The 25,290-nt window shown below is 69.6% G+C and carries 23 protein-coding genes and 1 pseudogene; 5 read left to right on the top strand and 19 right to left on the bottom strand.

Annotated features, from left to right (window positions below):
* Positions 1-66: 66 nt before the first annotated feature.
* Positions 67-435 (top strand): response regulator, encoded by a 369-nt coding sequence (locus tag J2X41_RS19005; RefSeq protein ID WP_028040271.1) that lies wholly within the window; start codon positions 67-69, stop codon positions 433-435.
* 4 nt (positions 436-439) lie between these two features.
* Positions 440-1,804 carry a PleD family two-component system response regulator gene (locus tag J2X41_RS19000; protein ID WP_310084347.1) on the top strand — a complete coding sequence of 455 codons (1,365 nt, stop codon included), beginning with the start codon at positions 440-442 and terminating at the stop codon, positions 1,802-1,804.
* A gap of 162 nt (positions 1,805-1,966) precedes the next feature.
* Here J2X41_RS19000 and J2X41_RS18995 read toward each other — a convergent pair whose 3' ends face one another.
* The 4 genes from J2X41_RS18995 to J2X41_RS18980 form a co-directional block, all read right to left on the bottom strand.
* Positions 1,967-2,734 carry a glutaminyl-peptide cyclotransferase gene (locus tag J2X41_RS18995; protein ID WP_310084344.1) on the bottom strand — a complete coding sequence of 256 codons (768 nt, stop codon included), beginning with the start codon at positions 2,732-2,734 and terminating at the stop codon, positions 1,967-1,969.
* 116 nt (positions 2,735-2,850) lie between these two features.
* Complete coding sequence (gene rpmG / locus J2X41_RS18990; RefSeq protein ID WP_010920317.1) at positions 2,851-3,018, bottom strand: 50S ribosomal protein L33; 168 nt, start codon at positions 3,016-3,018, stop codon at positions 2,851-2,853.
* A gap of 81 nt (positions 3,019-3,099) precedes the next feature.
* Positions 3,100-3,546 (bottom strand): DUF6265 family protein, encoded by a 447-nt coding sequence (locus J2X41_RS18985; protein ID WP_310084340.1) that lies wholly within the window; start codon positions 3,544-3,546, stop codon positions 3,100-3,102.
* 180 nt (positions 3,547-3,726) lie between these two features.
* Positions 3,727-4,455, bottom strand: a complete 729-nt coding sequence (locus tag J2X41_RS18980) for an NUDIX hydrolase (protein ID WP_310084338.1) — start codon at positions 4,453-4,455, stop codon at positions 3,727-3,729.
* Positions 4,456-4,722: 267 nt separating this feature from the next.
* Here J2X41_RS18980 and J2X41_RS18975 point away from each other — a divergent pair, with 267 nt between their 5' ends.
* Together J2X41_RS18975 and J2X41_RS18970 are read left to right on the top strand one after the other, a co-directional pair.
* The gene (locus J2X41_RS18975; RefSeq protein ID WP_310084335.1) at positions 4,723-6,018 is read left to right on the top strand and encodes an amidohydrolase; all 1,296 of its coding nucleotides are present in this window, start codon (positions 4,723-4,725) and stop codon (positions 6,016-6,018) included.
* A gap of 26 nt (positions 6,019-6,044) precedes the next feature.
* Positions 6,045-7,091, top strand: a complete 1,047-nt coding sequence (locus tag J2X41_RS18970; RefSeq protein WP_310084333.1) for an SGNH/GDSL hydrolase family protein — start codon at positions 6,045-6,047, stop codon at positions 7,089-7,091.
* Between the two features lie 181 nt (positions 7,092-7,272).
* On the opposite strand, the gene rnr is transcribed toward J2X41_RS18970, so the two are convergent.
* Positions 7,273-9,591, bottom strand: a complete 2,319-nt coding sequence (gene rnr / locus J2X41_RS18965; protein ID WP_310084330.1) for a ribonuclease R — start codon at positions 9,589-9,591, stop codon at positions 7,273-7,275.
* Between the two features lie 184 nt (positions 9,592-9,775).
* Complete coding sequence (locus J2X41_RS18960; protein WP_310084326.1) at positions 9,776-10,216, bottom strand: helix-turn-helix domain-containing protein; 441 nt, start codon at positions 10,214-10,216, stop codon at positions 9,776-9,778.
* A gap of 83 nt (positions 10,217-10,299) precedes the next feature.
* Between J2X41_RS18960 and J2X41_RS18955 the strand changes: the two genes are divergently transcribed.
* Positions 10,300-11,112 carry an oxidoreductase gene (locus tag J2X41_RS18955; protein ID WP_310084323.1) on the top strand — a complete coding sequence of 271 codons (813 nt, stop codon included), beginning with the start codon at positions 10,300-10,302 and terminating at the stop codon, positions 11,110-11,112.
* On the opposite strand, the gene J2X41_RS18950 is transcribed toward J2X41_RS18955, so the two are convergent.
* From J2X41_RS18950 to J2X41_RS18895, 13 genes and pseudogenes are all read right to left on the bottom strand, one after another.
* Positions 11,109-11,474, bottom strand: a complete 366-nt coding sequence (locus J2X41_RS18950) for a hypothetical protein (protein ID WP_310084318.1) — start codon at positions 11,472-11,474, stop codon at positions 11,109-11,111. The two genes, J2X41_RS18955 and J2X41_RS18950, sit on opposite strands and share 4 nt — an antisense overlap.
* 31 nt (positions 11,475-11,505) lie before the next feature.
* A complete protein-coding gene (gene topA, locus J2X41_RS18945) occupies positions 11,506-14,178 on the bottom strand; it encodes a type I DNA topoisomerase (RefSeq protein ID WP_310084314.1) in 2,673 nt (890 codons plus the stop codon).
* A 177-nt stretch (positions 14,179-14,355) separates the two neighbouring features.
* Positions 14,356-15,396 (bottom strand): alpha/beta hydrolase, encoded by a 1,041-nt coding sequence (locus J2X41_RS18940; protein WP_310084311.1) that lies wholly within the window; start codon positions 15,394-15,396, stop codon positions 14,356-14,358.
* A 60-nt stretch (positions 15,397-15,456) separates the two neighbouring features.
* Positions 15,457-15,864 carry a DUF2442 domain-containing protein gene (locus J2X41_RS18935; protein WP_310084307.1) on the bottom strand — a complete coding sequence of 136 codons (408 nt, stop codon included), beginning with the start codon at positions 15,862-15,864 and terminating at the stop codon, positions 15,457-15,459.
* A 119-nt stretch (positions 15,865-15,983) separates the two neighbouring features.
* Positions 15,984-16,067, bottom strand: a pseudogene (locus J2X41_RS25350) (DUF4160 domain-containing protein); the annotation flags it as partial.
* Between the two features lie 54 nt (positions 16,068-16,121).
* Positions 16,122-17,225, bottom strand: coding sequence for a DNA-processing protein DprA (gene dprA, locus J2X41_RS18930; RefSeq protein WP_310084304.1), 1,104 nt, complete (start codon positions 17,223-17,225; stop codon positions 16,122-16,124).
* Complete coding sequence (plsY, locus tag J2X41_RS18925) at positions 17,222-17,869, bottom strand: glycerol-3-phosphate 1-O-acyltransferase PlsY (protein WP_310084302.1); 648 nt, start codon at positions 17,867-17,869, stop codon at positions 17,222-17,224. Before plsY ends, dprA begins: the two co-directional genes overlap by 4 nt.
* A 184-nt stretch (positions 17,870-18,053) precedes the next feature.
* Positions 18,054-19,703, bottom strand: coding sequence for an anion permease (locus J2X41_RS18920; protein WP_310084299.1), 1,650 nt, complete (start codon positions 19,701-19,703; stop codon positions 18,054-18,056).
* 89 nt (positions 19,704-19,792) lie between these two features.
* Positions 19,793-20,701 carry an alpha/beta hydrolase gene (locus tag J2X41_RS18915; RefSeq protein WP_310084296.1) on the bottom strand — a complete coding sequence of 303 codons (909 nt, stop codon included), beginning with the start codon at positions 20,699-20,701 and terminating at the stop codon, positions 19,793-19,795.
* A gap of 64 nt (positions 20,702-20,765) precedes the next feature.
* A complete protein-coding gene (locus J2X41_RS18910; RefSeq protein ID WP_310084294.1) occupies positions 20,766-21,356 on the bottom strand; it encodes a TetR/AcrR family transcriptional regulator in 591 nt (196 codons plus the stop codon).
* Complete coding sequence (locus J2X41_RS18905) at positions 21,356-22,171, bottom strand: oxidoreductase (protein WP_310084291.1); 816 nt, start codon at positions 22,169-22,171, stop codon at positions 21,356-21,358. The genes J2X41_RS18910 and J2X41_RS18905 overlap by 1 nt, the downstream gene beginning before the upstream one ends.
* A 576-nt stretch (positions 22,172-22,747) precedes the next feature.
* On the bottom strand, positions 22,748-24,052 hold the full coding sequence (gene pyrC / locus J2X41_RS18900; protein WP_310084288.1) for a dihydroorotase: 1,305 nt from the start codon (positions 24,050-24,052) through the stop codon (positions 22,748-22,750).
* On the bottom strand, positions 24,049-25,050 hold the full coding sequence (locus J2X41_RS18895) for an aspartate carbamoyltransferase catalytic subunit (protein WP_310084285.1): 1,002 nt from the start codon (positions 25,048-25,050) through the stop codon (positions 24,049-24,051). The genes pyrC and J2X41_RS18895 overlap by 4 nt, the downstream gene beginning before the upstream one ends.
* Positions 25,051-25,290: the final 240 nt, after the last annotated feature.

Here is a 25,290-nt window from a genome sequence, read left to right as displayed (position 1 = left end):
ATCTGGAATCCAGAAGCGGCGCGAATCCCTCACGCATCGCCACGGACCGGAATGGTCGGGGTCAGGATGACGAAGAAGGTCCTCATCGTGGAGGATAATGAGCTGAACATGAAGCTGTTTCATGATCTGCTCGAAGCCCAGGGTTACGAGATCCTGCAGACCCGCGAGGGCTTGCAGGCTCTGTCGATCGCCCGTGAGCATCGTCCCGACCTGATCCTGATGGATATCCAGCTGCCCGAGATCTCCGGCCTGGAAGTCACCAAGTGGCTGAAGGAGGACGACGACCTGTCGCATATCCCCGTCGTCGCCGTGACGGCCTTCGCCATGAAGGGCGACGAGGAGCGGATTCGCGAGGGCGGCTGCGAGGCCTATATCTCCAAGCCGATCTCGGTGTCACACTTCCTGGACACCATCACCCGGTTGCTGGAAAGGTAGGCCCGTGAGCGCGCGTATCCTGGTCGTCGACGACATCGAGGCCAATGTCCGCCTGCTCGAGGCCAAGCTTTCGGCCGAATATTACCAGGTCTCCGTCGCCTATGACGGCCCGACCGCCCTGGCCTTGGCGGCGGACGAGCTGCCCGACGTCATCCTGCTGGACGTGATGATGCCCGGCATGGACGGCTTCACCGTCTGCCGCAAGCTCAAGGAAGATCCCGCCACCCGCCACATCCCGGTGGTGCTGGTCACGGCCCTGGACGGCCGGGCCGACCGCATCCAGGGGCTGGAGGCGGGCGCGGCGGACTTCCTGACCAAGCCGATCGACGACGTCATGCTGTTCGCCCGCGTGCGCAGCCTGACCCGCTTCAAGCTGGTGATCGACGAACTGCGCCAGCGCGAGGCCTCGGGTCGGCGCATGGGCGTGATCGCCGGCGCCGCCTCGCGCCTGGACGGCCTGGGCGGCCGGGTGCTGGTGGTCGACGACAACGAGCGCCAGGCCCAGCGCGTGGCCGCCGAACTGGCGATCGAGCACCGTCCCGTTATCGAATCCGATCCGGTCAAGGCCCAGATCAGCGCCGGCGGCCCGGTCGACCTGGTGATCATCAACGCCGCGGCCAAGGGCTTCGACGGCCTGCGCTTCGCCGCCAGCCTGCGTTCGGACGAGCGCACGCGCCACCTGCCGATCCTGGCCATGGTCGATCCCGACGAGCGCCCGCGCCTGGTCAAGGCGCTGGAGATCGGCATCAACGACATCCTGCCGCGGCCGATCGATCCGCAGGAACTGGCCGCCCGGGTCAAGACCCAGATCCAGCGCAAGCGCTACACCGACTATCTGCGCCAGAACCTCGACCACAGCCTGGAACTGGCGGTCACCGACCAACTGACGGGCCTGCACAACCGCCGCTACATGAGCGGCCAGCTCGATTCGCTGGTCAAGCGCGCGGGCCTGGGCGGCGACCCGGTCGCGGCCCTGCTGATCGACATCGACCACTTCAAGAAGATCAACGACGGCTTCGGCCACGACGTCGGCGACGAGGTGCTGCGCGAATTCGCCCTGCGCCTGGCCTCGAACGTCCGCGCCATCGACCTGCCTTGCCGCTACGGCGGCGAGGAGTTCACGGTGATCATGCCCGACACCCAGCTGGCCGACGCCCTGCGCATCGCCGAGCGGATCCGCATGCACGTCTCCGGCTCGCCGTTCCGCGTGGCCCACGGCAGCGAGTTGCTGACCGTCACCATCTCGATCGGCGTCTCGGCCACCAGCGGGGCGACGGACACCCCCGAGACCCTGCTCAAGCGCGCCGACGAGGCCGTCTACGAGGCCAAGAAGTCGGGACGCAACGCCGTGGTCGGCAAGGCGGCTTAGGGTTGCGACCCTAAGTTCATTGCATCTTCAACGGCTGTCATCCCGGAAAGCGCGCAGCGCTTGTCCGGGACCCAGGACAGCCGCAACGCATCAGCCCAGTCCCCTGGATCCCGGACAGCCTCTGCGAGGCTTCCGGGATGACAACTTTCGGGAAGTTGCAGCTCAGCGCTTGGGAACGAGCCTGATCTCATAAAGCCGCGGCCACAGCTTGCCCGTGACGATCAGCCGGTCGGTCTTGGCGTCGTAGGCGATGCCGTTCAGCACGTCGGCCCGGGCCCGGTCGGCGGCCGGCAGCAGGCCCGACAGGTCGATCCAGCCGGTCACCTTGCCCGTCGCCGGGTCGATGCGGGCGATGCGGTCGGTCTGCCAGACATTGGCCAGGATCTCGCCCTTGACCCATTCCAGCTCGTTCAGCTGGTCCACGGGCCGTCCCTCGTCGGTGACGGTGATCCCCCCGGTCTCCCTCAGGGTCTCGGGATCCAGGAATCGCAGGCGCGACGTTCCGTCGCTCATGATGATCCGCCTGTCGTCGCGGGTCAGCGCCCAGCCCTCGCCGGGATAGCGAAAATCGCCTTTCGTCTCGAAGTCGTCGATCCCGTAGACGAAGCCGACCTGGTTCTTCCAGGTCAGCTGAATCAGCCGGTCCTTCCAGTCGATGATTCCCTCGCCGAAGAACTGGCTGGAGATCGAGCGCTCGTTCTCGACGCTTCCGGTCTCCAGCACGATCTTGCGGATCGACGAGGCGCCCTCCAGCCCCGTGCTCTCGTACAGGAAGCCGTCGCGCAGGAAGAGGCCCTCGGTGAAGGCGTTGGGGTCGTGGGGGTAGGTGCGGACCACCTGGTAGCCATAGACCGGCGTGGCGGCGTGGCCGGGCGGCGCGCAGGCCGCCAGCAGGCTCACGAGGGCGATCAGCAGGGTCCGGCGCATCATCCGCAAAGCCTTAGCCCGCCGCGTGCGCCGAAAGAATGGCCGCGGGGGCGTCAGGCAAAGAAAAACGCCCGACCTGGCGGCCGGGCGTCTTGTCGCATCACGAAGGGTCGGCAGACCTACTTGATCTTGCCTTCGCGGAATTCGACGTGCTTGCGGATGACCGGATCGTACTTCTTCAGCACCATCTTTTCGGTCTTGGTGCGGGCGTTCTTCTTGGTCACGTAGAAGAAGCCGGTGTCCGCCGTCGAGTTCAGGCGGATCTTGATGGAAGCCGGTTTGGCCATGGTCGAATCCCTGCGATGGTCGCGCAGGTCCCTACGCGGTCGAAATAAGAGGCGCGGAACATACTCACCGGCGACGCAAAGTCAATTGCCGGTCGCGCATCGTTTGTAAGGGAATTCGACGGCCTTGGCCTGGCCGCCGATCTGCCCCTCGATCCGGCCGGTCACGGTGTCGGGTCCCAGCCGGCGATAGATCACCCGCTGGGGAAAGTCGTGGGCCGGATTCTCGAACACCGCCTCGTCCGCCGTCAGGCTCTTGAGCGGGAAGGTGGCCCTGGCTTGGCCGGACGGCTCGGCGACATAGGCCAGCGAGCCGTCGGCCTCGACGATGCGGACGAACTCGTATTCGCGCAGCTTGCCGTCGCGAACCGTGCGGCCCAGGCCCAGCATCACGCCGCCGCCGGGAGCCATCCACAGCTCTTCCACCACGCCGTTCGGCTTGGCCTGGATCCAGCAGCCCTTCAGCCAGGCCATCTGGTCGATGGCGGCAGGCGGGCCGGACAACTGGGCGGCGAGGATCAGGGCGAGCATGGGCGGCCTCGTTCGGCGCGGGTCGAGGCTAACAGATCCTCCCCCTGTGGGGGAGGTGTCGGCGAAGCCGACGGAGGGGGGAGTGATCGATGGATGTCGGATCTGCGATCGTCGATCCTGAAACTCCCCCCACCGGCCTTCGGCCGCCTCCCCCACAGGGGGAGGGTCTAAGCTCGCGCTCTACAGATAGTTCAACTGCCGCGCCCCATGCAGGAAGCGCATGAACGGGGCCGGGCGTCCAGGGTCGGCCAGGCGCTGGGCCGCCTCGTGGACGACGAAGCGGGTGATGTTGGGCAGGTCCAGCGCGCGGGCCTGGTCGAAGTCGAACCAGCCGATCTCGTCCAGCTCGCCGCAGTCGGGCTGGCGTTCCAGGCTCAGCAGGGCGCTGGCGGGGGCCATGAAGAAGCGGGCGTCGAAGCGGCGGGTGCGGTAGGGCGGGGTGATGGCCCGGGCCACGAAGGCTAGCGGCGCCAGGTCGGGCAGGGCGCCTTGGGCCAGGAACGGCCGCCAGGCGCCGGCGCCCGGCCGGACCGGCGCGGCCTTGGCCAGCAGCAGGCCGGTTTCCTCGAAGGTCTCGCGCACCGCCGCCAGGGCCAGGGCGCGGGCCAAGCGCGCGGGGCTGGGGTGGCGGGGCTCCAGGGCCAGGCGCGCGGCGGTGTCGGGAGACAGTTCGCTGGCCGAGGGGGCGGCGTAGTCGCCCCGGTCGACCCGGCCGCCCGGAAACACCCACTTGTCGGCCATGAACGCCAGGCCCCGATTGCGGCGGCCCATCAGCAGGCGCGGCCGGTCGCCGTCGTCGCGGACCACGATCAGGGTGGCGGCGTGGCGCGGCTTCAGCACGCCGGCGTTCGGATCGCGGACGTCGCCGTCGTTGCGGGTGTCGAATTGGGCGTCGATGGGCTCGTCCATGCGGAGAGCTTAGACCGGAAGTGGATGAGCGCCAGCCGTCCGTGGCGGCAACGGGGTCCAGCGCTCAGACGGTTGTCATCCCGGAAGCCTCGCAGAGGCTGTCCGGGATCCAGGTGAGCCGCAAGGCCTTCGCGTCCCCTGGGTCCCGGACAAGCGCTGCGCGCTTTCCGGGATGACAACTCCTGGGGGCAGGCTGAGCCAGCGCTTGACCGCCATGCGCCCGCCCGCCCAAGCTCGCGCCGGGGATGTCAGGAATCGAGGGACGGCATGTTCGCAAGGGTTTCGGCGCTGGCCTTGATCGCCGCGCTATCGGCCGCGCCGGCCCTGGCCGCCCCGTCCACGGCCCAGGTGGCTGCCGCGGCCAAGGCTGTCCAGCCCAAGGTCGTGGCCTGGCGGCGCGACATCCACGAGCATCCCGAGCTGGGCAACCAGGAGGTCCGCACCGCGGCCCTGGTGGCCAAAGAACTGCGCGCCCTGGGCTTCGAGGTCCGCGAGGGCGTCGGCCGCACCGGCGTGGTCGGCGTGCTGAAGGGCGGAAAGCCCGGCAAGGTGGTGGCCCTGCGCGCCGACATGGACGCCCTGCCGGTCGAGGAGAAGACCGGCCTGCCGTTCGCCTCCAAGGTCACGGCCCAGTGGGAGGGCAAGACCTTGCCGGTCATGCACGCCTGCGGCCACGACACCCACGTGGCCATGCTGTTGGGCGCGGCCACCGTGCTGGCCGGCATGAAGGCCGACATTCCCGGCACGGTCGTGGTGCTGTTCCAGCCGGCCGAGGAAGGTTCCCAAGCCGGCGAGGAGGGCGGGGCGCTGCTGATGATCCGCGACGGGGCCCTGGAGCATCCCAAGGTCGACGCCATCTTCGGCCTGCACATCGGTCCCGGCGACGCCCACGCCCTGAACTACCGAGCCGGCGGCTTCTATGCGGGCTCGGACCGCTTGACGATCACCGTCAAGGGCAAGCAGACCCACGGGGCGCGGCCCTGGGCCGGGGTCGACATGGCCAGTGTCGCGGCCGACATCGTTCAGGCCTTCAACCAGCTGTCGGCCCGCCAGGTCGATGTCGGGGCCTCGCCCACCGTCCTGACCGTCGCGACCATCAACATGGGGGTGCGCAACAACATCATCCCCGAAGACCTGACCATGACCGGCACCCTGCGCACCTTCAACGCCGAGCGCCGGGCCGACGTCATCGACAAGGTCCAGAAGACCGTGGCCGCCATCGGCGACCGCTATGGCGCCAAGGCCCAGGCGGTGTTCACCCAGCCCTATCCGGTTACCCGCAACGACGCGGCCCTGTCGGCCTGGGTCAAGCCGGTGCTGGAGCAGGCCTCGCCGGGCAAGGTCGACGACCAGGCGGCCCTGGTCACCGGGGCCGAGGACTTCTCGCGCTACGGCGAGACGATCCCGGCGGTGTTCATCCAGCTGGGCGGCCGCCCGGCCAGCGTGCCCGCCGCCACGGCCCCGGCCAACCACTCGCCCTATTTCGACGTCGACGAGGCGGTGTTCGAGACCGGGGTTAAGGCCGAGGTCTTGCTGGCGCTGGATTATCTGGCCAAGAAGTAGCGCGACCGCGCCCGAAGGAGACCTGCTTGCGATCGTTGTTTCTCGCCGCCGTCGCGGCCCTGGCGCTGTCGAGCCCGGCCGCGGCCCAGACCGCCCTGACGCCCAATATCGGCGGCCGGACCGTGGCTCTGCCCGGTGGCGGTTACGAGTTCGGCTGGCCCGGCGTCTATTTCGAGGGCCGCTTCACCGGGCGTTCGGTCGAGGTGGCCGCCGATCCGCAGCTTGAGCACCTGGCGGTCAGCATCGACGGCAAGGTCCGGACCGAGCTGGACCTGCCCGGCGTCGCGCGCATGAGTTTCGACGATCTTGGCCCCGGCGAGCACGTCGTGCGGGTGGACAAGCTGACCGAGAGCCAGTCCGGCTCGGCCCGGTTCCTGGGCTTCACCGTCGGCCGGGGCGGCCAGGCCCTTCCGCCGCCGGCTCGCCCGCGCAAGATCGAGTTCATCGGCGACTCCCACACGGTGGGTTACGGCGTGCGCTCCGCCAAGCGAAGCTGCACCCAGGCCGAGATCCACGACCTGACCGACACCAGCCTGACCTTCGGCCCGATCCTGTCGCGCCGGCTGGACGCCGACTACCGGATCGTCGCCTTCTCCGGCCGGGGCGTGGTGCGCAACTATGGCGGCTCGTCGCCCGGCCAGCCCCTGCCGGTGCTCTATTCGCGGCTGATCCCCGGCCAGGCCGCGCCCGCCGTCGACCCGGCCGATCCCTGGCGGCCCGATCTGATCGTCATCGGCCTGGGCACCAACGACTTTTCCACCCCCGTCGCCCCGGGCGAGGCCTGGGCCGACGAGGCCGCCCTGCACGCCGACTACCGCAAGACCTATGCCGGCTTCATCCGCGACCTGGCTCGCCGCCAGCCGCAGGCGAAGTTCCTGCTGATCGCCGGCGACAGCTTCGCGGCTGACGTCGAGCAGGTGGCCCAGGCGGTCGACGCCGAGACCCCCGGCCTGGCGACCCCGGTGCGGATCACCGGCATGGACCTGAGCGCCTGCGACTGGCACCCGTCGATCGCCGACCAGACGATGATGGCCGACCGGCTGGAAGCGGCGGCGCGGACGGTTCTGCCCTGAGAACCCTCTCCCATGGGGAGAGGGAGGGGCCCAAGCGAAGCTTGGGAGGGTGAGGGGGTTATGCGTCAGACGGCGTGCCGGCAGAGCGTTCGCGTGAAATCGGTGAGGGTGCAACCCCTCACCCTCCCACGCTCTTCGAGCGCGGGCCCCTCCCTCTCCCTCTGGGAGAGGGTTCCCGAAACTACTTCCGCTTCCCGCGCCGCACGCCCTTGGGCGGGCCGCCGCGCGGCTTGATGGCCGGCTTGCCGCGAATGCCCAGCCTCGGCCTCGGCGCTTTGGGGTCGACCGGCAGGGCGTCGGTCAGCATCTCGAACAGCAGGCCGCCGGTCACGGGCGTGGCCTCGCGCAGCTTGACCTCGACCGCGAGGCCCAGCGGGAAGCGCTTGCCGGTCCGCTCGCCGACCAGGGCGTGCATGCGGTCGTCATGGACGAAATATTCCTCGCCCAGGGTCGAGACCGGCACCAGGCCGTCGGCGCCCGTTTCGTCCAGCTTCACGAACAGGCCAAAGCGGGTGACGCCGGTGATCCGGCCGGTGAAGGTGGCGCCCACCCGGTCGGCCAGGAAGGCGGCGATATAGCGGTCGGTGGCGTCGCGCTCGGCGGCCATGGCCCGGCGCTCGGCGTGGGTGATGACCTCGGCGGTGTCCTTGATCTGGGCGATGTCCTGGTCGGTGAGGCCGTCGGTCCCCAGGCCCAGGGCGCGGATCAGGGCCCGGTGGACGATCAGGTCGGCATAGCGGCGGATCGGGCTGGTGAAGTGGGCGTAGCGGGCCAGGTTGAGGCCGAAGTGGCCCAGGTTGTCGCTGGAATAGTGGGCCTGCATCTGGGTGCGCAGGACCACCTCGTTGATGATCGCGGCGTGCGGGCTCTCTCGAGTGTCGTCCAGCAGCTTGTTGAAGCGCGCCGTGGTCGGGGCCTCGCCCTTGGACCACTTGACCTCCAGCGTCTGCAAGAACTCCACCAGGCTCATGACCTTTTCCTGGCTGGGCGTGTCGTGCACCCGGTAGATCAGCGGCGTGCGCTTGGCTTCCAGGCTCTCGGCGGCGCAGACATTGGCCTGGATCATCATCTCCTCGATCAGCTTGTGGGCCTCGAGGCTGGCGCGGCGGGTGATCGACTGGATCTCGCCCTCCTTGATGATGATCCGGCGCTCGTCGCTCTCGATCGCCAGGGGCGAGCGCTGCTCGCGGCCCTTGCCCATCAGGCGGAAGGCGGCCCACAGCGGCTGCAGGATCGGATCGAGCAGCGGCCCGGTCTTGTCGTCCGGCTGGCCGTCGACGGCGGCCTGGGCCTGCTCGTAGGAGAGCTTGGCGGCGCTGCGCATCAGGCCGCGCACGAACTTGTGGCTCTTCTTGCGGCCTTGGGCGTCGAACACCATCCGCACCGCCAGGGTCGCCCGGTTCTCGCCCTCGCGCAGCGAGCACAGGCCGTTGGACAGGGTCTCGGGCAGCATCGGCTCCACCCTGTCGGGGAAGTAGACGCTGTTGCCCTTCTCGCGGGCGTCGCGGTCCAGGGCCGAGCCGGGGCGCACATAGGCGGCGACGTCGGCGATGGCCACCCAGACCACCCAGCCGCCCGCGTTGCCGGCCTCCGGATCGGGATGGGCGTAGACGGCGTCGTCGTGGTCGCGGGCGTCCACCGGGTCGATGGTCACGAACGGCAGGTCGCGCAGGTCGTCGCGACCCTCCAGGGTCGGCGGCCGGGCCGCGCCGGCCTCGGCCTCGGCCTCTTCCGAGAAGCCGGTGGGGATGCCGTGGCTGTGGATGGCGATCAGCGAGGCGGCGCGCGGGTCGTCTTCGCTGCCGACCACCTCCAGCACCTTGCCGAACTTGGGACCGTAGCGGGCCGAGGCCGTGCCGACCTGGGCCAGGACCAGGTCGCCCTCCTTGAGGTCCTTGGCCTCCTGCTCGTTGAGCAGCAGGCTTTCCTTGGACTTGCGGTCGACCGGCTCGACCCGGGTCTCGCGGCGGTGCTTGCGGATCACGCCCAGCACCTTGTGGGCGCTCTGGCCCAGGCGCTTGATCAGCCGGGCCTCGGTCTCGCCGCTCTCCAGGGTCTCGAAGCGGACCAGCAGCCGGTCGCCCATGCCCGGGGCGCCGCCGGCCGCGGCGTCGCCCTTGCCGGGGGCCAGGCGGACCTGGGGCAGGTCCTCGCCGCCCTTGGTCAGGCGGACATAGAGATCGCCGTCCGCGTCGCGCTCGACCACGTCGACCACGCCGACCGGGGGCAGGGCGCCCGCCTCGGCGAAGCCCCGGCGTCCGCGCTTGCCCAGGGATCCATCGGCCTCGAGCGCCCGCAGCATCTCGCGCAGGGCCCGGCGATCCGCGCCCTTCAGGCCGAAGTGGCGGGCGATGTCGGCCTTGCCGCTCTCGCCGGCGTCGCGCAGGAAGGCCAGCAGGGTCTCGCGATCCGGCAGGCCGGCGGGCGGCTTGGCCGTCCCCTTGGCCTTCAGCGAAGCGGATGGGAACTTGGACGACTTGGGCGAGCGAGGTTTGGCCATTCTCCTCGTCTAACGCGCCGAAGGGGGCGATGGCCAAGGGAAAGCGTTCGGCGCGGCGTCAACTTCGGCCGAAGGTCCGCCAGAGGCCAGGGGATGCCTCCATGAAGAGGCGCGCGCCGGAGCCTTTCGCGTTCAGGCGGAATCACCTGAACGCGATAAACGGGCTCAAAGTCTAGAGCGCGCGCTAAGCAAGATTCTCGGGGCCGCTGAGCTTGATCGGCCGGCTGCCCAGCCGCGCGCCAGACACCGCGTCGACGCCTACGGGCTGGATTTCCTGTCCCGTCGTCTCGTCGATGAAACGCGCGAGATCGCCGCCGCAGTGGCGCCGCGCCCACGCCCCGAACAGCAGGAGCACGGGCAGGAAATCCTCGCCGGCGGGCGTCAGGACATACTCCTCTCGCGGCGGGCGTTCTGAATAGAGCCGCTTTTCCAGCAGGCCGGCCTGGGTCAAGGCGGCCAGCCGCTTGGTCAGCATGGTGGGCGCGATACCGAGATTCTTGCGGAACTGGTCGAAGCGCGTGGCGCCAACATGGGCGTCGCGCAGGATCAGCATGCTCCAGGCGTCGCCCACCGTGCCGACGCCGCGGGCGATGGGGCAACCGGGCGCAACCCTATTCTCAGACATGGTATCATTTCGATAGTGACTAACTACTGAAATGATAGTATCTCGCTTTTTGTCGGCGATCCAGTCCGGCGTGAAGGTGATACATGACCAGGAAAGACAGCAGCGTCGCGCTCGTTACGGGCGCTTCCTCGGGCATCGGCCTGGTGGTGGCCCAGTCGCTGGCCAAGGCCGGATACCGGGTGTTCGGGACCAGCCGAAAGCCCGTCCCCGACAGCCCGGGCGTGACGATGCTGGTGTGCGACGTGACCAGCCAGGCCTCGGTGGATCAGGCCGTCGAGACGATCGTCAACCAGGTCGGGCGCATCGACCTGGTGGTCAACAACGCCGGCGTCGGCCTGCTCGGCGCCGCCGAAGAGTCGTCGATCGCCCAGGCCCAGCGGCTGTTCGACGTGAACGTGTTCGGCGTGGCGCGCGTCGTCAACGCCGTGCTGCCGGTCATGCGTCGCCAGAAAAGCGGCAGGATCGTCAATATGAGTTCGATCCTCGGCGTGATCCCGTCGCCCTTCAACGCCTTCTACGCGTCGACCAAGCATGCGATCGAAGGCTATTCGGAATCCCTGGACCACGAAGTCCGCGAGTTCGGCGTCCGGGTCGTGCTGGTGCAGCCGGGCGTCACGCGTACGGCGTTCGAGGAAAACCTGACGCGGGCCGACCAGCCGATCGCGGCCTACGACATGGCCCGCTCACGCAGCGAGGCTCTCATGCGCCAATGGGTGGAGGCGGGTGACCCGCCTCAGGTCGTGGCGGACGCGGTGGTGAAGGCGGCCGGCGCCGGGACGCCCAGGCTGCGATATCCGGCGGGCAAGCAAGCCAATCAGGTAGGCGCTCTGCGCCGCCTCGTCCCGTCCGCCGCGTTCGACAAGGTTATCCGCAAGTTCAACGGGTTCGCGACCTAGTACAGGTCCTCGATCCGCTGCGGCGGGGTCTGGGGGGCCGGTTCGGGTTTCTTTTCCGGCTCGACCGGCGCGGCGGGCGGGGTCTCGACGACCGGCGCGGCGACCACCGGCGCGTCCTCGACCTCTTCGACCGGCTTGGGCTTGGGAGCCTCGACGGGCGGCGGCGGGGCGGCCTCGGCGACCGTCGGGGTGGCCTCGCGCACCGGCACGCCCGAGACCTCGGCCAGGGGCGCGGTCGAGGCCGCCTGGCGATCGGTCTTCACCAGGGCGTTCTTCAGGCCGAACGCGAAGCCGCCAACGCTGATCGCCGACAGGATCACGACCACGACGGGCAGCGGCAGGGGGCGTTCGAGCGACGTCATGGGGCCAGCTTAATCCCACCGCCGAGGCGCGTCACGCCTCGGCCTTGACCTTCTTCGCGGCGGGTTTCTTGACCGCCGGTTTCTTGGCGGCCGGCTTCTTGGTCGGAGCCTTCTTCGCCGGCGCTTCGCCGTCGGCCGCAACGGCCTTCGCCTTGGCCGGCGCCTTCTTGGCCGCGGCCTTCTTGACCGGCTTCTTGCCGCCCCCCTTGGCGACCCGGTCGGCCAGCAGGGCCACGGCCTCGTCCAGGGTCAGGGCCGCCGGGTCGGCGCCCTTGGGGACGTTGGCGTTGGTGTCGCCGTGCTTGATGTAGGGACCGAAGCGGCCCGATAGCACGCGGATCGGCTTGCCGTCCTCGGGGTGATTGCCCAGCTCGGCCAGGGCCGCGGCCTGGCCGCGCTGTGGACGCCCGCCGCCGGCCCGCTTGTCGGCCAGCAGGGCCACGGCGCGGTTCAGGCCGATGTCGAAGACGTCTTCCGGGTTTTCGAGGTTGGCGTAGGTGCCGTCGTGCAGCACGAACGGTCCGAAGCGGCCCAGGCCCGCGGTGATGACCTTGCCGTCGTCCGGGTGGGCGCCGACCTCGCGGGGCAGGGACAGCAGGCGCAGGGCCTTTTCCAGGTCGACCGCCGCCGCCGTCCAGCCCTTGGGCAGGCTGGAGCGCTTGGGCTTGTCGCCGCTGTCGGCCGCCGCCAGCTCCTCGACATAGGGGCCGAAGCGGCCGTTCTTCAGCCACACCGCGCGGCCGGTCGCCGGGTTGATCCCCAGCTCCTTGTCGGCGGTCTCGGCCTCGCCGTCGCCCTCGGCCGTGGCCAGTTGGCGGGTGAAGCGGCATTCGGGATAGTTCGAGCAGCCGATGAAGGCCCCGAACTTGCCGGTCTTCAGGGACAGCATGCCCGTGCCGCAGGTCGGGCAGGTGCGCGGGTTGGACCCGTCGCCCTTGTCCGGGAAGATGTGCGGGCCCAGGGCCTCGTTCAGGGCGTCCAGGACGTTGGTGGTGCGCAACTCGGCGATCTCGCCGACCGCGGCCGCGAAGTCCTTCCAGAAGTCGCGCAGGAACTGCTTCCAGTCCAGCTTGCCGTCGGACACCAGGTCCAACTGCTCTTCCAGGGCGGCGGTGAAGTCGTACTCCACATACCGGCGGAAGAACTGCTCCAGGAACGCCGTGACCAGCCGACCCTTGTCCTCGGGGACGAAGCGCTGCTTCTCCATCTTCACGTAGTCGCGGTCGCGCAGCACGGTCAGGACCGAGGCGTAGGTCGAGGGGCGGCCGATGCCCAGCTCTTCCATCTTCTTGACCAGGCTGGCTTCCGAATAGCGCGGGGGCGGCTCGGTGAAGTGCTGGTCGGCGCGGGCGTCCAGCACCTTGGCGGCGGCGCCTTCCTCGATCATCGGCAGGCGGGCGCTGTCCTCGTCGCCCTCGTCGTCGCGGCCCTCCTCGTAGACGGCCAGGTAGCCGGGGAACAGCACCACCTGGCCGGTGGCGCGCATGCCGGTCTGGCCGTCGGCGCTTTCCAGGTCGACGGTGGTGCGCTCGATCCGGGCGCTCTCCATCTGCGAGGCGATCATCCGCTTCCAGATCAGCTCGTACAGGCGCCCCAGGTCCGGCTCCAGGCGCAGGGAGCCGGGGTTGCGGCTCAGGCTCGTCGGGCGGATGGCTTCGTGGGCCTCCTGGGCGTTCTTGGCCTTGGCCTTGTAGTAGCGGGGGGTCTCCGGGACGTACGGCGCGCCGTAGACATTGCCGATCACGCTGCGCGCCTCGGCGATGCCCTCCGGCTCGACCGACACGCCGTCGGTCCGCATGTAGGTGATCAGGCCGACGGTCTCGCCGCCGATGTCGATGCCCTCGTACAGCTTCTGGGCGGCCTGCATGGTGCGCTGGGCCGAGAAGCCCAGCTTGCGGGCGGCCTCCTGCTGCAGGGTCGAGGTGGTGAAGGGCGGGGCGGGCGAGCGCTTGCCGGGCTTCTTCTCGACGGCGGCCACCTTGAAGACCGCCTTCTGCACGGCGGCGCGGGCGGCCAGGGCCGAGGTCTCGTTGCCGAGGTCGAACTTGGTGAGCTTCTTGTTCTCGTGCTTGACCAGGCGGGCCAGGAACGGCTCGGCGCCGGCCGTGACGTCGGCCTCGACGGTCCAGTATTCCTGGGTCTTGAAGCGCTCGATCTCCAGCTCGCGGTCAACGATCAGCCGCAGGCAGACCGACTGCACCCGGCCGGCCGAGCGGCTGCCGGGCAGCTTGCGCCACAGCACCGGCGACAGGGTGAAGCCGACCAGGTAGTCCAGGGCGCGGCGGGCGAGATAGGCCTCGACCAACTCCATGTCGATGTCGCGCGGATTGGCCATCGCCTCCAGCACGCTGGTCTTGGTGATGGCGTTGAAGGTGACGCGCTGGACGGTCTTGTCCTTGATCGCCTTCTTCTTCTGCAGCACCTCCAGCACGTGCCAGCTGATGGCTTCCCCTTCGCGGTCGGGGTCGGTGGCCAGGATCAGGCGGTCGGCGCCCTTCAGGGCGTCGACGATGTCGGACACCCGCTTGGCGGCCTTGCCGTCCACTTCCCAGCTCATGGCGAAGTCGTTGTCGGGCTCCACCGAGCCGTCCTTGGACGGCAGGTCGCGGATGTGGCCGTACGAGGCCAGAACCTTGTAGTCGGACCCGAGGTACTTGTTGATGGTCTTGGCCTTGGCCGGGCTCTCGACGACGACGACGTTCATTAGGACCTTGGATGCCTGGGAATTGGGTTCGTCCCCAAGGCGAACCGAGGCGGCGAGGGCCGGAAAGTGGGGGCGGCGCCAGGGGTCTGTCAACGGCGGCCGTGGCGAGCGGCGCATTTGGCCGGCAGCTCTCTCTATAGAGAGAGGAATATTTCACCCCGCATTACGGTCGGGCGCCTAGGGCTTTGGCGTCGTTCCGCGGGCCGCCTCGACCACCGAGCGGACGGCGTCGACCACGACCTGGGGCGCGTCGTCCTGGATATAGTGCCTGGAGCCGGGGACCAATTGGAACTTGCCGAGCGTCGAGCGCGCCGCCAGTTCGCGGTTCAGCCGATGCTTGATCGCCGTACCCTCGTCCCAGTTGGGGGGAGGGCTGGGCGGCTTGGCGGGGTCGGACAACAGCACGATCAGCGGCAAGGCGCCGAAGTCGCGCTGCCTGGGCCCGGCCTGACGGGCGTCGACGCTGTCGCCGTTCGTGTCGGCCAGCATGCTGCGCATTTCCGAGATGTTGGCGGCGATATAGTTCGCCTTGCCCCAGCGCCGGTTCAACTCGTCGTGGAAGGCGGGTTCACGGCCGGGCGGATCTTCCAGGCAGTCGGCCGGGTTGTTGGCCGGGGTCAGGTCGGCCTTGCGCGCGGCGGCCAGGCAGATCTCGCTGTCGGCGATCGACTTTTCGTAGCCCTTTCGGCCCACAGCCCACAGCGAACCATAGGCGCGGCCGTCGCCTGGCTGCGACGGGTCCAACAGCACCAGCCCCGCCACGCGGTCGGGGTGGAGGTTGGCGAAATAGGTGGCGTACAGCCCGCCCAGCGAGTGGCCCACCAGCACGACCGGACCGTCGATCGGCGCCTTGTCGAGCAGCAGCACGAGGTCCGCCACGGTGTTGTCCGCGTCCGACGTCCGCCGCGCCGCGTCGCTCCACCCGTAGCCGGCGCGGTCGTAGGCGCAGGTCCGGGTGATGGTCGCCAGGCTCGCATGGACCTTTCGCCAGCCGAGGCTGTCGTCGCCCAGGCCGGCTTCCAGGATGACGGTCGGGGCGCCGCTGCCCAGGCAGACGAGGTTGAGGTGGCGGCCGGGCTCGATCTCCACCGACTGGCGGGGCTTGGCGTAGAAGTCCGGTCCGAGGCTTTGGGGAGGGGCCTTCGTGGCCGGCTGCGCCGCGGCGGAAGAAGTCAGAGCGGTCAGCGCCAGGGCCGAGACCAGTCCAAAACGCGGCATGCCGTTCCCCCGAAAACAATTCAACGTTGTAGGTGAATTGAGATCCGGTCAAGCCGGCGCTCAGACGCCCGCCGTCTTGCGTGGCCGACCGCCCTTGGCGCCGTTGGCGCGGGCGGCGGCGGACTTGGCGGGGGAGGTGCTGCGTCCCGCGATCCGGGCCATGTGGGCTTTCGTGCCGAAGACGCCGGCGGCCAGGCCTGGGATGGAAAGGTCAACGTCCAGGGCTTCCCAGTGAAGGCCGTAGCCCGCGCCGCGAATGGCGACTTGGGCCAACTGATCGTCGGTGGCGTCTTCAAGCCCCTGGCCCAGGCGCGCGGGGAATGCGAAGGCAGAACCGTTCCTCAGCTCGACGAGGATACGTCCCGTCGTCCGATCGTAGCGGGCGGAGGCGGCTCTGGGTTCGGTCGAGGCAAGCTGCTCACCAAGCGCGGCGGCCGCATCGAGTTCAGCGTCGGTTGGGTCGGCCATGAAGTTCGTTCCATCGCAGGAGCAGATCGTCCCGCCGCGTCCGGACGATCGCCAAGGCTCGGCGGGCCTCGGCTGGGTTCATACCCTTGGTCCAAACCACTCTTGGCTCTTTCGGGACCCAGGAGTTCGATCTTTGCTTCTCCGTCTCCGAACACGTGAACATGAGCCGGAGGATGATCGTCCAGATAGATGACGACACTCATCCCTGAAGCTCGATGGACGGTGACCATCTCAATTTAACCCATCGTGTTCGGTTTTTAAACCCCCGCTACCATCCCGCCCGGCAGCAGCTCCGCCCGCTCGGCCAGGGCCAGCTCGACCAAGGCCGCCATCACCGCCGCGGTCGGAGCGTGGGTGGCGCGGACCAGTTCGTCGCGGGAGACGGGCGTGGGGGAGAGCAGGCGGGCGATCTCCTCGCGCAGGGCGTCGTGGTCGACCGCCACGCCGTCGTCCTCGGCCGTGTAGGGGCGCTCGCGCTCGCGCAGATGGGCCTGGCCCGACAGCGAGCGTAGCACGTCCTCGACGCCCTCGCACAGGATCGCGCCCTGGCGGATCAGGTCGTTGGGACCCTTGGCGCGCGGGTCGAGCGGCGAGCCGGGTACGGCGAACACGTCGCGGCCCTGCTCGGCGGCCAGGCGGGCGGTGATCAGCGAGCCGGACTTCAGCTCGGCCTCGACCACGATCACGCCCAGCGACAGGCCCGAGATGATGCGGTTGCGGCGGGGGAAGTCCTTGGCCTGGGCCCGCCGGTCGGGCGCGCTTTCGCTGACGATGCAGCCGCCCTCATGGGCGATGCGGGCGTGCAGGGCGGCGTGCTCGGGCGGATAGACGTCGCTGACGCCGCCGCCCAGCACCGCCACCGTGCCGGTCGCCAGGGCGCCCTCGTGGGCCGCGCCGTCGACGCCGCGCGCCAGGCCCGACACCACCACATAGCCGTGCCGGCCCAGCTCCGCGGCCAGCTGGCGGGCGAAGCGCTGGCCGCCGGCCGAGGCGATCCGCGCCCCGACGATGGCCAGGCTGGGCTGGGACAGCAGTTCGGCGTGCCCCAGGGCCCACAGCACCGGCGGCGGCGGGTCCAGGGCGGCCAGGCGCGGCGGGAAGTCCGGCTCGCAGGCGCAGATCAGCCGCGCGCCCAGGCGCTGGCCGCTGTCCAGCTCCTGCAGGGCCTCGCTGTCGGGCGGCGGCCGCAGGGGCGAGGCGCGGCCGGCGCGGCGGGCCAGGTCGGGCAGGGCGACCAGGGCCCGCTCGGCCGAGCCGAACCGCTGGAGCAGATGGTCGAAGGCGACCGGGCCGACCGTCTCGGTGCGCGCCAGCCGAAGCCAGGCCAGGCGCTCCTGATCCGAGAGGCGGCGGGGCGTCACGCTACAGGAGGCGGCGCGTCGGCCGTCTTCTTCTTGCCGATGCGGGGCTCCTGGCCCTTCAGCAGGCGGCCGATATTGTCCTTGTGACGGATGAAGATCAGCACGGCCATGAACAGGCACAGGCCCAGGAAGGCGGCGTCCTGGTCGGTGGCCAGGGCGAACGGCGCGGCGAAGGCGGCGGCGACCAGGGCGGCCAGCGAGCTGATGCGGAACAGGGCGGCCACGGCCAGCCAGGTCACGGCCGCCAGCAGGCCCACCGGCCAGCAGGCGGCCAGCAGCACGCCGTAGAAGGTGGCCACGCCCTTGCCGCCCTTGAACTTCAGCCAGACGGGGAACAGGTGGCCGGTGAAGGCCGCGCCGCCGGCCAGGGCGACGATCGCCGGATTGCCATGGCTCAGCCAGCGGGCCAGCAGCACCGCGACCACGCCCTTGCCGGCGTCGCCCAGCAGGGTGATGGCCGCCAGGTCCTTGCGGCCCGAGCGCAGCACGTTGGTCGCGCCGATATTGCCCGAGCCGATCTGCCGGATGTCGCCCGCCCCGCCCAGCCGTGTGGCGATCAGGCCGAACGGGATCGAGCCCAGCAGATAGCCGCCGAGCAGGGCGAGGCCGAGGGACAGGTAGACGGCTTGGGCGAGATCTTGCACGAAATGCGACCTATGGATGTGGTGAAGCTGCCCGGCGAAACGGGCGCATGGCAAGGGCGAAAACGCCTGTTTCGGCATTTATAGCGAAGCCGCCGACGGCGACCACACCGTTTTCCCAAGCCCATCCGCCGGGCCGCCTCGCCCGGCTGTCACCTTTCCGGCGCCTTGACGCCCGCCGCCGGCCCTAGAAGACCTGCGAGAGCAGCCAGTACAGCCCGCCCGCCAGCAGGATCGACACCGGCAGGGTCAGCACCCAGGCGGCCAGCATGTTGCGCAGGGTCGACATCTGCAGGCCCGATCCGTTGGCGGCCATGGTCCCCGCCACCCCCGAGGACAACACGTGGGTGGTCGAGACCGGCAGGCCCAGGTGGTCGGCGGCGAAGATCGTGCCCATGGCCACCAGCTCGGCCGAGGCCCCCTGGGCGTAGGTCATGTGGGTCTTGCCGATCTTCTCGCCGACGGTGATCACGATCCGCTTCCAGCCGACCATGGTGCCCAGGCCCAGGGCGAAGGCGACGGCCACCTTCACCCAGGTGGGGATGAAGCGCGTGCCCTTGTCCAGGGCGGCGCGATAGGCGTCGAGCGCCTTCTTCTCCGGCCCGGCCAGGTGCAGGGAGGGCTCCTTGGCGATGCGCTTGAGGCCCTCCGACGCCAGGTACATGTCGTTGCGGACGTTGCCGACGGCGCTGGCCGGGATCTTGGCCAGCGAGCCGTAGTCCTGGACCTGGCGGTTGATGTCGGTGATCAGCACGGCGAGCGCCGGGACGGTGTCGGGCGCCAGGGTCTTTTCGGCGATGTAGCGGGTGACCAAGGTCCGCGCGGCGGCCGGCGACACGCCGGGAATTGGCCCGGCGCCGTGCGGGGCCAGCGCGCCGGCGGCGGCGGCCGAGGCGGTCTCGAACTGGGCGGTGTAGGCGGGCGGCACCGCGCGGTTCAGCGCATAGGCCGTGGGCACGGTGCCGATCAGGATCAGCATGATCAGCCCCATGCCCTTCTGCCCGTCGTTGGAGCCGTGGGCGAACGACACGCCGGTGCAGGTGAACACCAGCAGGGCGCGGATCCACAGCGGCGGCGGCACGCCGGGCGTCGGCTCGCTGTACAGCGCCTTGTTGCGGATCAGCAGCTTGGCGGCCAGGAACAGCAGCGCCGCGACGCCGAAGCCGATCAGCGGCGACAGCAGCAGGGCCTTGCCGATGTCCGTGGCCTTGGTCCAGTCGACCCCGGCCGTGCCGCTGCGCCCGTGCATCAGGGCGTTGGCCACCCCGACGCCGATGATCGAGCCGATCAGGGTGTGGGAGCTGGACGAGGGGATGCCGAAGAACCAGGTCGCCAGGTTCCAGGCGATCGCCGCCAGCAGCAGCGAGAACACCATGGCGTAGCCCGAGCTGGAGCCGACCTGCAGGATCAGTTCGACCGGCAGCAGCGAGACGATCCCGAACGCCACCGCGCCGGTCGACAGCAGCACGCCCAGGAAGTTGAAGAACCCCGACCACACCACGGCCACGTTGGCCGGCAGCGAGTTGGTGTAGATCACCGTGGCCACGGCGTTGGCCGTGTCGTGGAAGCCGTTCACGAACTCGAAGCCCAGGGCGATCAGCAGGGCGATGAACAGCAGGGCGAACGGCAAGAAGGTCACGGCGCTGACCCCGGCCGAGGTGGCGTCGGCATAGACGCTGTAGGCGACATAGAGCAGGGCGACGAGGATCGCCGCCCCCATGCCCAGGAGGCCGGCGGACCCCAGCCCCTTGTCCAGGTCGGGCCGACCCGAGGCCGTGGTGGGAGGGGCCGTGGTGGGAGGGGCCGTGGTGGGAACGGGCGCATCGATCGCGGTCATGCTGCACACCTTCGCTTGGGGTCAGGCGAGGTTAGGAGCGGTGCGTGACAGTCCGATGATGGCGGGGGAGCGGCGCCGTGCGCGCCCGTTCAGTCGCCGTTGAGCGCTTCGTCCAGCGCCGCCGTCTGGGCCTTGGCGAAGGCCCGGGAGATGGCCGCTTTCGGTTCGATGGCGTCGAAGTTGTGATAGGCGCCGGGTGCGACGTGCAGGGTGGTGGCGACGCCGGCTTGCCGCAGCCGCTGGGCGTAGGCGACGTCCTCGTCGTGGAACAGGTCGTTGGTCCCGACGCCGATCCATGCGGGCGGCAAGCCCGAGAGGTCGACGTGGCGGGCCGGCGCGGCCAGCGGGGACACCTCGTCGTCGGCGGTGGCGGGGCCGAGATAGGCGCGCCAGCCGAACCGGTTGCTGGCCGGGCTCCAGAGGCGGAGCGACCGTGGATCGATGTCGGTGCGGGCGGTGGTCCGGTCGTCCAGCATCGGGTAGGACAGCAGTTGCAGGACAGGACGGATCTCGCCGCGCTCCTTCGCCAGCAACGTCAAGGCGGCGGCCAGACCGCCGCCGGCGCTGGCGCCGCCGATGGCGATGCGGGCGGGGTCGATGTCGGGTTGGCGGGCCAGCCATCGCAGCGCGGCGAAGCAGTCGTCCAGCGGCGCCGGGAACGGGTGCTCGGGCGCGAGCCGGTACGCCACCGAGACGACGACGATGTTCAGCTGCTCGGCGACGCCGCGGCAGAAGCCGCTGTCCTGCGCCGCGTCGCCGAGCACCATGCCGCCGCCGTGGATCCACAGCAGCGCCGGAGATCGAGGCCGGGCCGAGGTCGGGCGGAAGACGTGGACCGACACATTGGCGTCCACGGACACCACCTCCGCGTCCGGCCGCCGGGCGCCCGCCGCGAGCTTGGTGAGAAAACGGAGCGCGGGAAGCGTCCGGGCGGTGATGACTGTGCGGGGAAGGAACCGCGCGGCTCGCAGTTGCGGGTTGAAGGGCTGCGCGGTCATCCTGGCTTCCTGTCCGATGGAACGCGACATGCCGGGTGCGCGGGACTTGTCGCGGAAACGAGAGTCATGGCCGGAGCTCGGCGTCCACCAGGGCCAGGGCGTTGCGGAGGCCCTGCTCGAGGAGCTGATCGGAGAGCTGTCGGTCGGTCAGGGCGCGGGCGAGCTGCAGCGTCCCGGCCATCAGGCCCAGCAGGCTGAGCGCCTTCACGCGGGCCGAGGGCGGATCCTCCGGCGCCATGCGGGCGGCGAGGCCGTCGATGACCACCAGCACGCCGTCGGTATAGGCCTGCCGGATCGCGTCGGCGCCGCGTCCGATCTCGTCGAGCAGGGCGGCGTTGGGGCAGCCGTCGGCCGGGTCGTCCCGATGTTGGGGCGACAGGTACCAGCGGATGATCTGTTCCAGTCCGGCCAGGCCGGGCTCCGCCAGCGCGACGATGCTGGCGTGCAAGGTGTTCAGTTGATCGCCGACGGCCTCCGCGACCAGGTCGTCCTTGGAGTCGAAGTGGGCGTAGAAGGCGCCGTTGGTCAGACCCGCGTCCTTCATCAGGGTCGCGACACCGGAGCCGTCGATGCCGTCGCGCTTGAGCCGCCGACCGGCCGTCGCGACGATCCGCCGCCGGGTCTCCTGCTTATGTTCGTTCGTGTAGCGCGCCATCAGCTCGGCATCCGGTTGAACTTGCGGATCACGCGGTCGAAGGTGCGGGCCGGGGCGAGGCGGTGCACCGCGCTGATGGTCCGGGCCGTCGCGCCGGCGGGACGCCGCAGTTTCGGGTTCCGGTCGGTGGCCGCCGCGACGATCACCTTGGCGACGACGGCGGGGTCATCGCCGCTGCTGAGGTTCTGCTCCAACAACTCGTCGTAGTTGCGCCGGCCCGCCGCGTAGAGCGGCATGGGGGTGTCGGCCACCACGCTGTGGCCCGCGAACGGCGTGTTGATCGGGCCGGGCTCGACCAGCAGGACCCGGACGCCGTAATCGCGAACCTCGTGGTCCAGCGACTGGGAGTAGCCCTCGACCGCGTGCTTGGTCGAGACGTAGAGGGCCATGAACGGGCTGGGGACGAAACCGCTGAGGGACGAGACATTGATGATCCGGCCGCGGCCTTGGGCGCGCATGTGCGGCAGGACCGCCTTGCTCGTCCGGATGACGCCGAAGACGTTGATGTCGAAGATGCCCTGCGTCTGGGCGATCGAGAACTCCTCGGCCGCGCCGGTCGTGCCGACGCCGGCGTTGTTGACCAGGACGTCGATGCGCCCGAACCGGTCGATCACCTGCTGGACCGCCGAGGCGACGGAGTCGTCTCGGGTCACGTCGAGGTCGAGATAGGTCACCCCGGCGGGCGCGGTGAGCCGCGCGGTGTCGCGGCCGGTTCCGATCACCTGAAAGCCCGCGGCGGCCAAGGCGATCGCCGTGGCCTTGCCGATGCCTGAAGAGGCGCCCGTTACGAGCGCGACCTGCGAAGTGGCTGTCATCGGGGGTTCCTGGAGTTTTAAATTATGATCGTATTATAATGGAGGCTGAGCGGTCGCAGGGCAAGGTCTCTTGGAGAATTAAATTATGATCGTGCTTTCATTGGGGGCGAGGCGAGAGCCTGCGCCTAGAGACCAAGGCGCGGCTCGCCGTTGGCGGATGACGTCAAGCGCAACAGGCACGGGCTGAAATCGCCCATGCGGTCCAGGATGCGCCAACGTCCTGCCCGTCGGGGGCCTCCATCGGAGCGGGTTAAAAATCCGCGACCCGAAGGCTTCTGGAAAACGGTCCACGCGAAGCGCTCGTCTTCGTCGAAACGGTACTCAAAACTGCAAATCATCCGGGCGAGGCCCGGGCGCTTCGCACCCTTCCCATCAAGCTCAGCGGGTTTCCGCGTGAGGCCGCGAAGCCGCGCCAATCAGATCCTCCCCCTGTGGGGGAGGTGTCGGCGAAGCCGACGGAGGGGGGAGTGATCGGCCGATGACCACAGCCCGGATCGACGACCCCACAACTCCCCCCACCGGCCTTCGGCCGCCTCCCCCACAGGGGGAGGGTTTAGGAAGGATGGTCGGAGGGTCTTACCCTTCCGCCCGATGCACCACCCACCCGTCGACGATCGTCATCAGCACCTGGCCCTGCAATCTCCGACCGTCGAACGGCGAGTTCTTGGACTTGGACAGCAGCTTGCCGGCGTCGATGATCAGTGGGGCGTCCAGGTCGCACAGCACCAGGTCGGCCGGGGCGCCGGGGGCGATGCGGCCCGACTGCAGGCCGATCAGGGCGGCTGGAGCCAGGGTGACGGCGCGGATCAGGTCGACCAGCGGCAGGCGCTCGTCGTGATACAGCGACAGCAGGGCCGGCAGCAGGGTTTCCAGCCCCACGGCGCCGGGGGCGGCCTCGTCGAACGGCAGGCGCTTGTCCTCGGCGGGGGCTGGGGCGTGGGCGGAAACGACGATGTCGATCAAGCCCGAGGCCAGGGCCTCGATCAGCGCCTGGCGGTCGTCCTCGCCCCGCAGGGGCGGGGTGACCTTGGCGAAGCTGCGATAGTCGCCGATGTCCAGCTCGTTGAACGACAGGTGGTTGATCGAGACGCTGGCGTGGATCCGCAGGCCCTTGGCCTTGGCGCGAGCCAGGGTCTCCAGGGCCTGGGCGCTGGTGACCTGGTCGACCAACAGCCTCCCGCCCGTCGCTTCCAGGAGCGCGACGTCGCGCTCCAGCATGATCCGCTCGGCCATCGGCGAGATCGAGGGCAGGCCCATGCGGCCGGCGAACTCGCCGCCGGTGGCCGCGCCCCCCTTGGCCAGCCAGGGGTCCATGGGCCGGTGGGCCAGCAGGGTGTCGAAGCCGCGGGCATAGGTCAGGATGCGCTGCATCACCTTGCTGTCGACGATCGGCCGATCGGCGTCGGTGACATAGACGCAGCCGGCCTCGCGCATCAGGCCGATCTCGGCCATCTGCTCGCCCTTCAGCCCCTTGGTCGCCGCCCCGGCGCACAGAATCCGGGCGGCGTCGATGTCACGCGAGCGGCGCAGGATGAAGTCGACCACGCTGGGGTCGTCGACGGCCGGATCGGTGTCGGGCTGGACGACGAAGCTGGTCACGCCCCCCGCCGCCGCCGCCCTGGCGGCGCTGGCCAGGGTTTCCTTGGTCTCGGCCCCGGGCTCGCCGGTCTTGACCCGCAGGTCGATCAGGCCGGGGGCCAGCATCGCCCCGCCGCAATCGATGACCCGGACGTCCTTGCTGAGCTTGCCGAACTCGCGGCCCTTGGCGACGTCGGAGATCACGCCTTCGGAGACGATCACGCCGCCGGGGCCGTCATAGCCGCTCTCGGGGTCAACCAGCCGGGCGTTGATCAGGGCGAGGGGAGGCGTGGGGCCGTTCATTTGCCATGCTCCTCGAGCCGGTGGGCGAGGGAGGCCAGCACCGCCATCCGCGCCGCCACGCCCATCTCGACCTGGTCCTGGATCAGGCTGATCTCGGGATCGTCGGCGACGTCGGAATCGATCTCGACGCCCCGGTTCATCGGTCCGGGATGCATGACCTTGGCCCGCGGCGCGGCCTTGGCCAGCTTGTCGCGGTCCAGGCCGTAGAAGCGGAAATACTCGCGGGTCGATGGCACGAAGGCGCCCTGCATGCGCTCCAGTTGCAGGCGCAGCATCATCACCACGTCGGCCCCGGCGATGCCGGCCTTCATGTCGTGATGGACGGTGACGCCCCAGCGCTCGGCCTGGGCCGGCATCAGGGTCGGTGGTCCAACCAGCCGAACACTTGCGCCCAAAGTGTGGAGCAGGGCGACGTTCGAGCGGGCCACGCGGCTGTGCAGCACGTCGCCGCAGATCGCCACGGTCAGGCCCGAGACCCGGCCGAAGGCGCGGCGGATCGACAGGGCGTCCAGCACCGCCTGGGTCGGATGCTCGTGCTGGCCGTCGCCGGCGTTGATCACGCTGCCGCTGACCTTCTGGCTGAGCAGCGACGCGGCGCCGGACGAGGCGTGGCGCACCACCAGCAGGTCGGGCCGCATGGCGTTCAGGGTCACGGCCGTGTCGATCAGGGTCTCGCCCTTGGTGATCGACGAGGTGCGCGGGCTCATATTGACGACGTCGGCGCCCAGGCGCTTGCCGGCGATCTCGAAACTGGACTGGGTGCGGGTGCTGTTCTCGAAGAACAGGTTCATCAGCGTCCGCCCCTTGAGGATGTCGAGGGACTTGGTCGTCTGGCGATTGAGGGCGACGAAGGCGTCGGCCAGGTCCAGCAGGTCGGTGGCCTGCGGGGCGTTCAGGTCGCCGGCCGACAGGAAATGGCGGCGGGGGAACGAGAAGATGCGCCGGCGGATCGTCTCGATCGGGTCGGCGGGCTCATGGGGCGGGGGCTTGGCCGTCATGAGTGGGCGTCATAGGCGGCTTTGGCGTCGCGGGGAAGGGCGGTGCTCGCAAGAACCTCCCCCTGTGGGGGAGGCGGTCGCGCAGCGACCGGTGGGGGGAGTTTTAGGAAGGTCGATCCTGGATCTAGCTGGCGGCCAATCACTCCCCCCTTGTATCTGGATTGAAGCGCTGAGCTGTGATGGCTTGGTGCGGTGAAAGAGCCCGGTGGCCACCGGGCTCTTTCGTGCGGCGAGCGGCGC

Origin of the sequence: Caulobacter sp. BE254 (genome assembly GCF_031457295.1) — a bacterium.
In the GTDB taxonomy this organism is placed as follows: domain Bacteria; phylum Pseudomonadota; class Alphaproteobacteria; order Caulobacterales; family Caulobacteraceae; genus Caulobacter.
Note: the sequence above shows the minus strand (reverse complement) of the source record. Positions and strands in the feature narration are given on the sequence as shown.